The organism is Candidatus Seongchinamella marina, from assembly GCF_026262685.1.
GTDB classification, from domain to species: domain Bacteria; phylum Pseudomonadota; class Gammaproteobacteria; order Pseudomonadales; family Halieaceae; genus Halioglobus; species Halioglobus marinus.
Genome location: NZ_SHNP01000006.1, coordinates 20,603 through 33,000 on the forward strand (window position 1 = coordinate 20,603; position 12,398 = coordinate 33,000).

At 47.4% G+C, this 12,398-nt stretch carries 10 protein-coding genes and 2 pseudogenes; 4 read left to right on the top strand and 8 right to left on the bottom strand.

Annotation, left to right across the window (positions count from 1 at the left end; all coding sequences use genetic code 11):
- Positions 1-59 precede the first annotated feature (59 nt).
- Genes EYC87_RS16035 through EYC87_RS16045 form a run of 3 tightly spaced genes read right to left on the bottom strand, consistent with a single transcriptional unit; the run spans position 60 to position 3,449 of the window.
- On the bottom strand, positions 60-1,667 hold the full coding sequence (locus EYC87_RS16035; protein ID WP_279253757.1) for a beta-1,6-N-acetylglucosaminyltransferase: 1,608 nt from the start codon (positions 1,665-1,667) through the stop codon (positions 60-62).
- A 1-nt stretch (position 1,668) separates the two neighbouring features.
- Positions 1,669-2,634, bottom strand: coding sequence for a glycosyltransferase family 2 protein (locus EYC87_RS16040; protein WP_279253910.1), 966 nt, complete (start codon positions 2,632-2,634; stop codon positions 1,669-1,671).
- A 59-nt stretch (positions 2,635-2,693) separates the two neighbouring features.
- A complete protein-coding gene (locus tag EYC87_RS16045) occupies positions 2,694-3,449 on the bottom strand; it encodes a hypothetical protein (RefSeq protein WP_279253758.1) in 756 nt (251 codons plus the stop codon).
- Between the two features lie 351 nt (positions 3,450-3,800).
- Here EYC87_RS16045 and EYC87_RS16050 point away from each other — a divergent pair, with 351 nt between their 5' ends.
- Positions 3,801-4,097, top strand: a complete 297-nt coding sequence (locus EYC87_RS16050; RefSeq protein ID WP_279253759.1) for a hypothetical protein — start codon at positions 3,801-3,803, stop codon at positions 4,095-4,097.
- A gap of 418 nt (positions 4,098-4,515) precedes the next feature.
- Here EYC87_RS16050 and EYC87_RS16055 read toward each other — a convergent pair whose 3' ends face one another.
- Positions 4,516-5,031 (bottom strand): sulfotransferase, encoded by a 516-nt coding sequence (locus EYC87_RS16055; protein ID WP_279253760.1) that lies wholly within the window; start codon positions 5,029-5,031, stop codon positions 4,516-4,518.
- A 136-nt stretch (positions 5,032-5,167) separates the two neighbouring features.
- On the opposite strand from EYC87_RS16055, the gene EYC87_RS16060 reads away from it, so the two are divergent.
- Positions 5,168-5,848: an FkbM family methyltransferase gene (locus EYC87_RS16060; protein ID WP_279253761.1), complete on the top strand. Its 681-nt coding sequence runs from the start codon at positions 5,168-5,170 to the stop codon at positions 5,846-5,848.
- Positions 5,849-5,931: 83 nt separating this feature from the next.
- On the opposite strand, the gene EYC87_RS16065 is transcribed toward EYC87_RS16060, so the two are convergent.
- Complete coding sequence (locus EYC87_RS16065; protein WP_279253762.1) at positions 5,932-6,669, bottom strand: hypothetical protein; 738 nt, start codon at positions 6,667-6,669, stop codon at positions 5,932-5,934.
- Positions 6,670-7,083: 414 nt separating this feature from the next.
- On the opposite strand from EYC87_RS16065, the pseudogene EYC87_RS16070 reads away from it, so the two are divergent.
- Positions 7,084-7,599 (top strand): annotated as a pseudogene (locus EYC87_RS16070) (transposase); the annotation flags it as partial.
- Between the two features lie 114 nt (positions 7,600-7,713).
- Here the strand turns inward: EYC87_RS16070 and EYC87_RS16075 are convergent.
- From EYC87_RS16075 to EYC87_RS16085, 3 genes and pseudogenes are all read right to left on the bottom strand, one after another.
- Positions 7,714-8,394 (bottom strand): HAD-IA family hydrolase, encoded by a 681-nt coding sequence (locus EYC87_RS16075; RefSeq protein ID WP_279253763.1) that lies wholly within the window; start codon positions 8,392-8,394, stop codon positions 7,714-7,716.
- A 497-nt stretch (positions 8,395-8,891) separates the two neighbouring features.
- The gene (locus EYC87_RS16080; protein WP_279253764.1) at positions 8,892-10,808 is read right to left on the bottom strand and encodes an acyltransferase family protein; all 1,917 of its coding nucleotides are present in this window, start codon (positions 10,806-10,808) and stop codon (positions 8,892-8,894) included.
- Between the two features lie 102 nt (positions 10,809-10,910).
- Positions 10,911-11,120 (bottom strand): annotated as a pseudogene (locus EYC87_RS16085) (DDE-type integrase/transposase/recombinase); the annotation flags it as partial.
- 155 nt (positions 11,121-11,275) lie between these two features.
- Here EYC87_RS16085 and EYC87_RS16090 point away from each other — a divergent pair.
- Entirely contained in the window at positions 11,276-12,385 is a 1,110-nt protein-coding gene (locus EYC87_RS16090; protein ID WP_279253765.1) for an exonuclease/endonuclease/phosphatase family protein, read from the top strand.
- Positions 12,386-12,398: the final 13 nt, after the last annotated feature.

The window sequence follows — 12,398 nt, forward strand, 5'->3', positions numbered from 1 at the left end:
TAAAGCGTGGGCTTTCTGGAGACTGAAGAAAGCGTCCGTCGCGCCATACCGCTCAAACATTAGTTGGATTGCACCCAGGAACCTAGTTCAATTGCGCGATAGAGCGGTGAAAAATCCTCACATTTTATCGTCACTCGATGCATTTTTGTGTTGGCGACAGATGCCATCTCTTCAAGCTTGTCTAACGCATCAAAGATCATAGCTTGATTCCTTTGGTACTGGTCATGGTTATACTCTTGATGAGCATTACTCGCCCTTAAATTATCAACATCAGCTGTCTTAGGGGTGAAACTGAGGCGTCGCTGTTCGCTACCTGGTGCATTACCACCTGTTGACGAGAGTTCGATAATGACAGCCTCCGGGTTGTAAAAGTGATCTTGTGCGACTCGCATAAAGGCCCTATCCTCGACAGGATTAACCATGAAACCGACTACCGGGACCTCAGTGGCAGCCATTAAAGAATTTAAAAACGTACCTCCTGAAACATCTCTTCTTACAACATCAGACGTTTTGTAGCCTGCATACTCCGATAACCCGCCGACGAACTCAAGCTCACCTCTCTTGTAAAGTCGCCCATGCCAAAGCGCATCCGTCCGTTGATTCATTTCGGCTGCCGCAGCGGTAAGCAGGCGGCTATCGTCGCTCACTATGATAAAGTATCTCAGCCCGTAAAAAGGGTTCCTTCTCGCAGATGCTACGCCTGAAAAATAAAATTTTGATCTAGTTGCTTCACCAGAAAGTAGCGTAGCAGGTAGATTCTGATCTTCTGACGAGATGTATGACAGAAACTCTTTTTCAGACATCGCTGCGATATCTTCTGAACAGCTTTTCAGTTTGTACGCTTGAGGTGAAATTTTACGCGCAAAGAATCGTTTGTCTGAAAGTAATTCGGCCGCGTTGTCATTATAGAATACCCGAGGTTTTCCATCATATATGAATGCATATTGGGTCAAACTATGGTTCGTAATGCAGTCTTTGTTTTCTTGTACATGATATACAAGAGTTTGAAAAAACATTTCATCAGGAATCCAGACACGCCGGAAGAACGCCTCTATTGCTGGGTCCTTCATTAATTGAACAACCTTAATCAGCGTCCCCCATCGCAAGGTCCACCACTGGGAGCCCATTCTGGGCTGGAGGCCCACTGGGAGCTTCCTTTTGATACCAATTAGCTGTTGGATCTTAACAGATATGTCAAAAGCTCTTGGTTGATCCCGCCAGTTTATGTAGTGATACACGCTCCAGCGCTCTGATTGATAGCCCTGATTGACCCACTGCTTTTTCACCGCATCAACACTTTCAATAAACTCGAGTCCATTGTTTTCCGTTAAAAAAGCATCGAGCATAGCTAGAGGTTTTGTTAATAGGCACGAGCCACTGAGTAATGTCACGTAGTCAATGTCAACATCTAGGTTTTGAAGTGCAGCTACACTATTCAGCGTAGCCTTTACGATTGACCACTCGCCCCACGCAACTTTTTCTTGGGTTGCAAATACCAGCCTCCCTTCGCTAGATGACTCCAGCTTACGCAACGCAGATGGGATTGATTTGCTCGACGAGAGATCATAATGGACTACAACACAACTACCATCTACTAACAGGCTACCAAGCAATGAAGTTAACTGCGCAGGATACTCATGCGCTAGTACTATGAACGCTTTTTTCACATCACAATTTCCAGTAGCCTAAATTCAGCAGACCTTGCCTGCTCAGCTTTCGCCAGCCTTTATATTCGGATGAAAAGCCCCGGCTGAAAATCTTTTCATTGTCATTAATTGCATCACTATATTTAACGTACTCAGAGGAATTATCGTAGTGCTGTTTGCGCAGCAGTTCCTCTGAAGCTTTCTCTTCCAACAAAGAAAAAAACTTGAAGTGCAACAAGCAACCTGTGATATTTTGCTCGCCGTAAACATCATTCGGGGCCCTTGGAATTAATGCATGCATCGATGAAATATAGTTGTAATGCCATCGCCACTTCACTAGCGGAATCTTATTGAGGGCTGGACTGCGGATCGGGTCGTCTCGATAGAAAACCCTGCCCCTGACTCCACCTTGGACAAACAATTCCATCTGCTTACTATTTATTTTTCCAGTATAGCCGAAGGGATCATAATAGGGGCATATTTTCCAAGGGACATCACCCGGCTTATACTCAGCTGAACTTATGTCATCGCTATACATGTCTAGCATCAAACAAAACAGCGCGGGCTGCTTTTCTTGATCGAGCATCATCAAAAGCTCTTCCAGTCCCCGCGTGTCCATCCTGGGAAATACGAGAAACTCATCTGGATCGCAAACGACGCACCATCGATTTTTCCCAAACTTTCTCAATAAAAAATTCATCCAGTGCATGCCGAAATTGGATCGCTTATATGATGCCTTCGTATGCCATACGCTAACGTCATCAAAATCTGCAATCAACTTTGCAAAACCGTCGGTGGAATCATTGTCGATAAAGAAGAAATGCTTCACTCCCAAATTCCGATAATATTGAAGGAAAAATGGAATTCTAACGGACTCATTTCTCAGTGTGCAGAATAAAACCAAATCTGAGGCTGATAGTTTTGCAGTATTATCTTGAATTAGCTCAAGGTCTCTTCCATGGACATATGACAGTGCTATGTATTTCACAAGCCGGCGTAAAATCGACAGGCGTAACCTAATCTGGCTAATGCACTCACGAATCGATTTCAAGATTTGCCCCGGCTATCCAAAAATGCTCTAAGCTGTGAATAATTCTCTACCTTTTCTTCAAACCCTTCTGGGTTTTGGCGAAGTACTTTCTCCTGAAGCTTATCGAACCGATATCCAAGATCGAGATATGAAATCATAGCATTAACTCGATCTAGCTTTTTTAGCTCTGTATAGTTAACGGGAAAGTATTCTTGCTTTGATCTTTTTATATCTGCCTCTACTCGGGAGTAGAATTCTTCCATTTCTTTTTCGTATTTAAGAAACGCTCTCTTGTCGAAGACGATTTTCTCTTCTCGCTTGTCGCTTTCATCCGATATAAACCACTGATCCGTCTTTCTTGCAATTTCAAGTGAGACATACGATTGTAGCGTATCCCTTTTTAGAATGATTTTTTTACAATTTTTATTATTTATAATCTTTTCCAAAGCTGTTTTGTCATGTTTATCGAAAATCCTGAAAGCTAATATGTTAGGCTTTGCGTTGACATAGAGGCGATTGTAAAACCTCACGCGATCTGCATCTCTCTCCGCGACGTCCGTCTTTCTAAATCCAGCAAATATCCACCTGTTAGCATCGGGCCGGTCTACTCCAACAAATTCTGGGTTGAAAATTTCCCCAAGGCAGGTAATTCCGGGAACCATATTTAAGTACGATTGCAGCAAATTTGAACCGGTTCGCATCGCGGCGATAATGCAGAAATAGGTGCCCTCTGCTAAAAAATCTTCGTCAATTTTTCGAGCCTCGGATATCAAATTTCACTCCAAACTATTAGTTTTCTCAACTAAACGGCTAAGCACTTTCATATGCATGCACTCATATTGATTGCCGTACCTGATTAGCGACGTCCATTATACTCTGTTTTTTTCTGAAGCTTAAGATGGTGATAGTCCATTCCTACTGTAATTTTCAAGATCAAAATTTTCTCAGTATGACTCAGGTGATAGGAAAGTTGGAGCAAGCTTAGATAGCCTTGCTTAGCAGTCAAGAGGGCTACATCCTTTATGCTTGCATATGAGTCGCGATTGCGGAGATGTGTGGAGCTCATTGAGGAGCCCTGCGCTTGTGGGTCGAATTTTCGCTGCATCCGAGATGTGCAGGGGCGCTTGGACGATATCTTCGTATACGCCGGGGGCACATCGGTCCATCCGCATGTGTTTCGTTCGGTGTTGGCGCGAAACTCGGAGGTTGTCGAGTACCAGGTCCAGCAGACCGAGAGCGGGGCGACGGTTGCCGTCACCGTTTCGTCGCCGATTGATGAGGCGAGCCTAAGATCGCAACTAGAGTCCGCACTCAAGAAGGTTGGCGTTGGGGGCCCTCAAGTTGACCTGAGCTGCGTAGCTTCCTTAGGCCGAGGCGGCGTCGGGAAGTTGAAGCGCTTTGTTTCGCTGTCGCCTGGCTAGCTTTTCTTGCTCGAATCTTCGCTAAGCGAACCAGCGAGAAGATCGGAAAATGATATCGGCTGGATTAATCTCCAGCCTTTGCGCAATGGCCTGGGTCAGATCTGAGCTGGAGTGCTCTATTGTTAGAGTGATATTGTTGAGTCGGAGCATAATGTCGGCTTATCTATTAGGGTCTGTCTAGGCTTACATGTAGATAGCGTAACCTGAAGAGCACCTTTACTGGAAATTTAATCCGTCCGGATGGCTGCCGAAATTGAATGCTTAGTTACGTTCTCACTCTGCGAGACCTGCACAGCAGGGTTTTACCAGGAGTTGGCCATACATACTAACTTGTCAGTACTTTTTTTATTCTTCTGTATTTGTTGAGCGAGGACTCAGAGAGAGTTTAACGGTAAACCCCTGTGCTTGATTTTGTGCGTTACTGACAAACCACAGTAGTGCGCTGTCGTCTTCTATTATTAATTTTGGTGGCAGTTTTTTTCCGGATAAGAGCTCGACTCCGCGGATCTCTGATGAGATAAATAATTTTGATGTCGCCTAGCAGTGATTTCACGTACTGTAATCCCTCCGGGGGAATGGAGCAGTATTCTGGTGTTATATCGCCCAGACATTTGTCTTTTCCAGTGTGATATGCAAACGCTCGCTTGTACCACTGCTCAGTGAAAACATCATTCAGTGAGATGCTGGTCAAATATTGCACATAAGCGAGGTTTACGTACACTGCAGCAGTCACGTGGGCTTTGATTAGCGTTCGAGCATTTGCTTTGAGGTGAAAGTGACTCCAGTTGTTTACTTCTGGCACGTAAAGATGGTCAAAATAATGCAGCTCCTTGATAGGTGGCATCCACACTTCCGGATGTTGTGAAAGTCGAGAGAATAGCCAGGAAGTTGCAGCTTTTTGTGCCCCAATACAAAGAAACGAAGGTAGTGGCATTTTTGGATTCCGATCTGGTCTCGCTGGGAATCGCGGTGCGAGACGTAGGATAATATACGAGGGTCAATAATAGCCTTGATGCGCTGTAATTAGTACCCAGCGAGATGTACGTAAGAGTTTAACCGACGAGGGAAATATGATCCGAAAAACGCATGAGCATATGGGGATAAAGATACCCATCGATAAAGCGATCTTTTCCGACACGATTATTGGGACGATTAAGAAAGGCAACTATGAGCGCAGGGAGGCTACTGAGGTTCAGCGCATTGTTGAGCCAGGGGAGCGAGTCCTCGAAATCGGAGGAGGTATCGGGTTTGTTTCGGCTGTTGCAGCGTTAGATCCAAGAGTCGAAAAGATTGTCGTTTTTGAAGCCAACCCGCTTTTGATGCCAATAATTGCTGAGCTCCATGAGATGAATGGTGTTGCAAACGTTGATGTGGTGAATGGGGTTCTAATGAATTCGACGCACGCTGAAGCCGCTAAATTTTACGTAAGAAAGAATTTTTGGTCTTCATCGTTGGCTGAGAAGCCATGGGGTTACGAAAAAGCCATCGACGTACCCACATATTCCTTCTCAGAGCAGGTAGAGCGCATTCGCCCCACTTTGATAGTGTGTGATATCGAAGGGGGGGAGCTCAATCTTTTTGAGAATGCCAATCTTTCCGGTGTTAAGAAGGTGCTTATGGAAGTGCATCAAAAAGTGATCGGTAGGGACGGCATGAAGAAACTTTTCGATAGTATGAGTAGCAGGGGGTTTCACTATGACCAATGGCATTCAAATGGATCAGTAGTGCTTTTTTCGCATATTAACAGGTAAGCGGTCACTCGTGAGCGATGTGACATCACTCGCCTTACCTTAGGGGCCGGTGTTAGTGGTGCGCGAAGGGGTTAGACTTGTGTTTACTTTTCCCCCGCAGGCATATCTCTGAACACTACAGTTGAGTTAATAAAGTCATTTAGCTCATTCCAGTTCTCGAACGCCTCCTCCAGCGAGCCCGTATACTGTTTTGCATACTCGCTGTGAACGTCCTCGATAGAGGCTGAAGAGCCCAGAAAGTTTAGCAGAGCATTCACGCGGCTTTCTTGCTCAATATGTGAATAAGATATCGCGAATGACTCAGAACTTTGACTAATCTTAAATGCGTTCTCCAAAAACGCGTTATAGCTGGTTGCAAACGCCATGATTGACTCGGGAGTGAACCGAACTTTTGGCGCCTCCTCGACCTCGTTTTTAGCGGAAATCGGCTTGGTCCACTTATTGGTTTTTCGTGCCCTGAGCAATGATGCGTAAACTTCTAGAGGGTCTCGATAAAGCACAACCTTTTTGATAGACGGTTTATTCAGATATGAACGGAGTGGTTTGACGCGGTTGACATGCTGATTGAAAAGTTTAAACCCAAACGCTTTGTGTGGATTAAGTGCTCTGAGTTCACTTAGAAACTCATCTGGCGAATTGTTTCTCTTGGCGGCCGTCCAGCGCTTCATTTTTCTGCGATGCCACGGGTAAAGCTCAAGCTCACCCTCTTTGAAAAGCTCTTCATGGCACGTGATGTCGTGGGCCGAATGAAGTCGGCTGATCAGACTATAGGAGCCCGTTCGTGGTTCGCAAAACACAACGAACTCGGATTTATTTTTCATTGACACTGCCACAAACCCTCGGTCATGTGTTGGGTCGCATAGTATAACAAACCAGTCGGTGCGAGGTTAGCGCTTCAGCAATATACTGCGCAAGCGGCTCCTTATGCAAGCATGCAATTTATACTGGTTACTAGAGATAACCTAAGCCTTGAATCAATTACTCCCCAAGCGTTTCCAGATAGCCATTGATGCCATTAGATCGAGCGATTTTTTTTAAAAAGTACGTTCAAATACGGATTGCATTATAGAGACTCTCCGTTCGCCTTAGACTGTTCGAAAAACATTACTTCCAATTTTGTCAAAGGGATAATCAAACACGACATTGAACAAGGAGATTTTGCATACTCTCCTCGGTTAGCAGTGACGCAAAAGTGCCTTCTCGGTATCATGAGTTAAACCATTGCCTGGCTATCTGCCGTGGCAGTTCCTCGCCTTTCACTGAGCTCCACCGGCAAGGTGGTCTAGACCCTGAAGACGCCCTACCGGGATGGCACCACGCAAGTGGCATTCGAGCCTATGGATTTCATCGCACGTTTGGCTGCCCTGGTGCCAAAGCCCCGCGTCAATCTCACCCGCTATCATGGCGTGCTGGCCCCCAACCACCGATGGCGTAGATTGGTCACGCCAGCAAAACGCGGCAAAGGAGTGAAACGAATCGCCAATACTGGAGTTCGCTCACCCGCTGAACGGCACGTCGCGATGTCCTGGGCCCAGCGACTCAAGCGCGTGTTCAATATCGACATTGAGGCTTGCAGTCGCTGCGGTGGGTCTGCCAAAGTCATCGTCGGAGCGCCGAACCGTTGCATTGAGGATCAGGACATCATCGAGCGGATTCTGGCTCATCTTGAGAGCAAGGGGCAGAACACCCCCGCTTTGCCGCACCTGGCACCACCGACCAGAGCACCGCCTGGCACATTGCCTCTCCGCTGAGAAGCGATTCCAGTTCAACAACACTCAATCAGCAATGGAGCCACTGAGTCATTGGTTAGTGCAGAGTTGCTCGTGCCAGGTCTTAAAGGTGAGCGAAAAAGATCTAATTATCGATCAAAATTGTATTTCGCCACTGTCAATGAATGCCGCTACCGAAGGATACACCCAATCTGCACTCGAAAAATCTTGTTCTGCGGTAAACGCTCCTGGAGTAGCTAGCGTTGGTATGCCAGCTGATTTAGCTGCTGCCAATGATGTTTCGCTGTCTTCGATAGCGAGACACTCATTTGCCGAGAGGCCAAGGCGCTTCAGGACGAGTTCATAGACTTCAGGGTCTGGTTTAGTTTTGGTGACATCCTCAGTGCAAAGTACAAGATTAAAATCAGCCAGTCCGATTTGCGGCTGACTACCTCTCAAGATCGCATCAATGTTTCTGCGGTACGTTGTTGTTACAAATGCAAGGAACAGGGCGGATTTTTTCGCACGCACCAGAAGATCGTCAACGCCCTCGCGCAGAGGAACACCTAACTTCTCTATTTCATCACAGGCGAGCTCGGTTTTGCGCGCATGAATAGCGACCACTGCGTCTTCGCTTAAACCTATGTTAGCCTTTTGGCCTAACCTTGACAGCCGGTCGCGACCGCCATTTTGCAGCAGCAAGTCTTTATAAACAGGAACTTCCCAGACCCAATCTAACCCGGCTTCCTTAAACGCTGTGTTGTAAGCGCGTCGTTGAATATCAGAGGTCTCTGCAACCACCCCGATTGAACCTAATAATATTGCCTTGGGTTTCATGCTGCTGCTTCCGTTTAATTTATTTTAGAGGTAGTTGATTTGTACACATCATTTTTTATGATAAAGATGAACGCCAGAGGACGCACGCCTCTCATCGTCACCTACAATTCTCTCAAAGATACGTCATGAGTTCTGAATCGGGTCACCGTTTTGAGACGGGAAGAAGATAAATCATCGATAGATTAGATATCGGAAAATTTACTTTTCTGGATCTGAAAAACGGAGCATTCAGAGTCAGACCACTACCCTGCCCCACTCGTCAAACGCAGTCATACTAAGATCACGACAGTGGTCAGCCAATATCAGGTGTCGTTTGAGGTTGAAAAGATTGGCGACGGTGATATGGGCACCAAGAAATCTCTAGGCATGAGAGCATTAGACTATAAGTAGTGGCTCATAGGTTAGTGTCGGTCGGTCGGTCGGTTTGTGGGTGGGTGTGTGGGTGATTGTCAGGCAGGTCGAGATATAATGCATAGCTGATGATGTCAGGCAAGTCGCTAATTTCCCGGTACAACTTCCAATGGGTAGTGCTTCTTCAGGTACTGTCCGAACTCATGTGCGCCAGCGGTTGTTAGATGCTTGCCGTCGAAGGTCAGCAAGTTCTGCCGGTCGTGCGTGTAGATACGGTACTGATCCGGCTGAAAAAATTGGCGGTTACTGATATATGTCGCGCCGGTTTGGTTAATTTTTTCCCGGTAAAGATCATCCAGACGAAAAGGAGGCTCCTCTACAAAACGCGCAATATAGGAATCATCCGTACTCCAGCGAATCTGATCGATGGCAATCTCCTGAGGTGATTTACCCACCAGGCCTTGGGACTGACCCAGGATAAACACCTGCTTACCGCTCTGCGCCAGGCGTCGCGCAGTCTCCAGCAATGCAGGGCCAACCCAGCCATTGAATTCCACAGCCAGAAAGATGATTTCCCCCTCTGGCGCGTCCAGGGCAGCCTGCATCCGTCGCCGGTTGAGTTGCGGACATTCCGTATAAAACCGGCTTCTGCTCAAAGCCGGGTCGATTACCGGCGGGCAACCAATCCCGAAGGACGTATACACATTGAATTGGGGATAGGCGGAGCGCAGTGCAACATACATATCGAACGCACGTGAGTCCGCGAGCAACATTATATTTTTACCTCCTTCCCTGCGCTCCCCACAGAAAGTGTCATCGTTCTGTGCACAGGTTTCTTGCAGAATCCTTTTCTGCTCAAGAGAAATATCCTCGACCGGCTGAGCGATGACTTGTGCATCATCGGGTAGTCGGCCAGGCCAGCCTTGGCCCATGATGCCCGCAACCGCAAAGCCTGATACAGCAAGCGTGGCCAGGCCCGTCAGACCCAGCGCCCGACGAGTCGCCATACCTGAGCGCGTGACCTGCTCTCGGGGGCCAAGTCGGAAGGCTCGCTCAACCCCGCGATTCAGCAATACGGCCAGAGCAACACTCGCTGCAGCCAGCACCAATTGATCTGCTATATCCAGCTTCGGCCCGTAAACGTTGCGGTAGAGCACGATTAAAGGCCAGTGCACCAGATAAAGGGCATAGGACAGGCGACCCACCCAGACCATTAATGCGTTCGACAGCAGCAATCGAGCCGCCGGTGAAGCACCAGACAGGATGACCAGCAAGGCGCCTATTGTGGGTTGCAAGGCGTTGGTCCCCGGAAAGGCGGTCAAAAAATTATAGGTGAGTGCGCTGTGCAGTATCATGCTCAGGCCGGCGACGCTGCCCAGGGACGACAGATTTTGCCATTTCCCTGTCAGCTGTCCAAGGCGAAGTATGACAAGGCTGCCCAGTCCCCCCAGGGCGAATTCGTAAAGCCGAAAGGGCGTCAGATAGAAGGCGGCGGTTCGGTCTATCCAAAAGTAGCGCTCGGCGGCAAACGTTCCTCCCACAACTAGGGTGAGCATCAGTAGCCACACGGCTCTAAGCCCGGCCAGGCGAAAGCAGGCAACCAGCAGTAGTGGGTAGAACAGATAGAATTGCTCCTCCACACCCAATGACCAGGTGTGTAGCAGCACGAAATTCTTTGCGCCCAGCGTCCAGTAATTTGCCTCCGCCCAGAAGAAAATATTGCTTACGGAGAACAGGGCTGCCAGTCCCTGCCGCATGGCATGTTCTAGCACCAGTGGCGAATACAACACTGTCGCTGCTAATAGTGAGATACCCACAGTCACAACCAGTGCCGGAACAATGCGGGCAATACGCCTGATATAGAATTCACGGAAGGAAAATGCTTCCTCAACCAGTTTGCGGAGAATAATACGGGTAATTAGAAAGCCAGAAATAACGAAGAACACGTCTACCCCGATGAACCCACCACTGAAAGTGATGACTTTGAGGTGAAATAGCAGTATGACCAGCACCGATACCGCCCGAAGTCCATCAATTTCGCTGCGGTAGGGTGCAGGGGTCATCAACTATGTGAGCCTTTATCGAATTGCTGTGTGGTGAATCTACAGGTGTGAGCTAAGCCTGTAAAATAGCGACTATGCGCTAATTGAATCCGCCCCCTGGTCTTCGTGAGACTGCCCTGCCCGTTTATTCTCATACTGCTTCGTACTGTGGATCGTGCCAGCGATCAGCTCGCGATAAGCAGCGCCATAGCTGCGGGGCTTGTCAGTCACAATCTTCCTGGGCTCACTGTAATGGCTTCGCAAAAGGCGACTGAGAAACCGTTTAGCGGCAGCGCCATCCCGTGTGGCTTGTAAATATACATCCATCACTTCAGGTTCCGCGACCACTTCCTGAACAACCAGTTATTCTCGACACCTCATTTATACTTCTTATACTTTGCCCAGGGTAAAGACGAAATTCTTGCGTTTCTGAGGTCGTTGTGATTTAACTTATTCACGACATAACATGAAAAATTAAAGGTGGTAGGATGCTTTCTCTCGATTTCACCGGTAAAATTCTCGTTACTCTGGCCGCTGCATTTTGTCATATCGCTGCAGCGCAGACCGTCACCGTACTTAATTATAACGTCTCAGGGCATCTCACACCCGACTATACCAACGAAAGGTCCGCCTACAATCGTTTTTTCGAGCAAGCTGTAGAAGAAGGGGCCTACGAAAGTATGGATTTCATTGGGACAGTTGAAATGCTTCCCGGCGTTGATCAAGACTTCGCAGACGCGCTTGAAAGTGCTAATTCTTACGAGATTTGTAATCGAAGTGACCTCCCCTGCGATACGGGGGAACTGATCACCCACGAATTTCATAGAATTGGCCGGGTAAGAGGTGGCTTGTCAGGACAAAGTGAAGACGAAATGGTCTCCATTTTTTACAACACCTCCAAGTGGGAATTGGTAAAGTACGACAGCCTTACGTTTGATGACGCAGCTTCCCAAGCGCGTCCCAATCCCGTTTTAAGCAACAACTGCCAAAACTATACATTGGACCTAACCAATAGGCACGAACCCTGTGCACTCGCGCTGCAGCACTTTATGCCCAGTGAAAATGAGCTCTATCACTATAGTTTTCCACTCAATTACGCTGATGACGATCATAGGGAAAACTACTTTCCCGGGGACACCAAAAATGAGTGGGGACCCTGGAATCGTCTTGCCACGTTTGGAGTCTTTGCTCCAAAAGAAAATTCAGGTCTACCTATAGACAAGGAGGTTATTGTTGTAGCGACGCACTTCCCCAAGGGAAAAGAAGATTATGTTATATACAAAAAAGATGCGTTTGAGGCTGTATATAACTACGTTATTAAACCCTTGATTGAATCTGCGAGAAACCCGAGCGTTATATTTCTCGGTGATTTGAACTTTAAGCCAAACCGCGATGCTTGGGCGTTTGATTTACTGGATTATATCGGCGCAAAAAGTGTTTTTTCTGGTTCTGTACCCTGTGGATTAGACGATGATGTGATGTGGACATTCGCCAGTCCCGACCTGGCACCGAAAGCCTGTCAGATATACCCCGAAGGGGAAACTGAGGGGACGACTGACCATATCGTCACTCAGGTTACTTATGAAATAACAAATTAATGGCGCACACCTA

Bases quoted from the DNA above. Each gene is read 5' to 3' on its own strand.
- EYC87_RS16080 (WP_279253764.1), bottom strand. From the start codon at position 10,808: ATGACCCCTGCACCCTACCGCAGCGAAATTGATGGACTTCGGGCGGTA.
- EYC87_RS16090 (WP_279253765.1), top strand. From the start codon at position 11,276: ATGCTTTCTCTCGATTTCACCGGTAAAATTCTCGTTACTCTGGCCGCT.
- EYC87_RS16075 (WP_279253763.1), bottom strand. From the start codon at position 8,394: ATGAAACCCAAGGCAATATTATTAGGTTCAATCGGGGTGGTTGCAGAG.
- EYC87_RS16065 (WP_279253762.1), bottom strand. From the start codon at position 6,669: ATGAAAAATAAATCCGAGTTCGTTGTGTTTTGCGAACCACGAACGGGC.
- EYC87_RS16060 (WP_279253761.1), top strand. From the start codon at position 5,168: ATGATCCGAAAAACGCATGAGCATATGGGGATAAAGATACCCATCGAT.
- EYC87_RS16055 (WP_279253760.1), bottom strand. From the start codon at position 5,031: ATGCCACTACCTTCGTTTCTTTGTATTGGGGCACAAAAAGCTGCAACT.